This window comes from Mesorhizobium sp. M7A.F.Ca.CA.004.12.1.1 (assembly GCF_003997835.1).
Classification (GTDB): domain Bacteria; phylum Pseudomonadota; class Alphaproteobacteria; order Rhizobiales; family Rhizobiaceae; genus Mesorhizobium.
Genome location: NZ_RZRK01001410.1, coordinates 1 through 675 on the forward strand (window position 1 = coordinate 1; position 675 = coordinate 675).

General features: G+C 60.4%; 1 pseudogene. It reads right to left on the reverse strand.

Annotated elements, in window-relative coordinates:
• Window positions 1–197 (reverse strand): annotated as a pseudogene (locus EN984_RS36730) (NADP-dependent oxidoreductase); the annotation flags it as partial.
• Window positions 198–675 lie beyond the last annotated feature (478 nt).

Here is a 675-nt window from a genome sequence, read left to right on the forward strand (position 1 = left end):
GTGCCGGACACGTCGCGCCCGAGCGTGACCGGCAGGGTTTCGCTCGTCGAACCTTCGCGGATCTTGTAGTCGATCGGATTGACGCTCGCGGCGCGAACCCTGAGCACAACCTCGTCGTCAAGCGGTTGAGGCAAGGGGACTTGATCGATCGAAACAACCTCAGGTCCGCCAAAAGCATGGATGCGGGCTGCTTTCATGTCGGCATATCTCCTGTTGTTTGGCTGTCGGCGACGGTGTCTGCTGGGCTGTCGTCAGCGGCTGTGCAGCCCAGATTGCGAAGGCAGGCACACCGGTTTCCCAGCGGGCCACCGCCGCTGCAAGGTCGCCACTCCTGCTAGGCCGTAGACAGCGTCGGCGGGTTTTGATTCACATGGCGGCAAGGCTACAACCAGACTTGCTGGCTTTCTAACTGGGTAGCAGGCCGTTGGTTCCAACCACCGCAATCGGCTGAACGTGGTGCCGGAAATTCTCTCCTCGGCCAGAGCATTCAACCAGTCTGATCCATCCGGCCCTTATGCACACAGCTGTTTTGAGTAGCGACGCCGAGGAGAGAGGCGGGGGCCGAAGCTGCTGGCGCGCTGACCTTGGAGATCGGATTGAATCATTGCTGGTGGGTCGCAGGGCCGCCGATCAATGCGGTTCGCACGACGAACATAAAGCAGCACGGTCTTAATC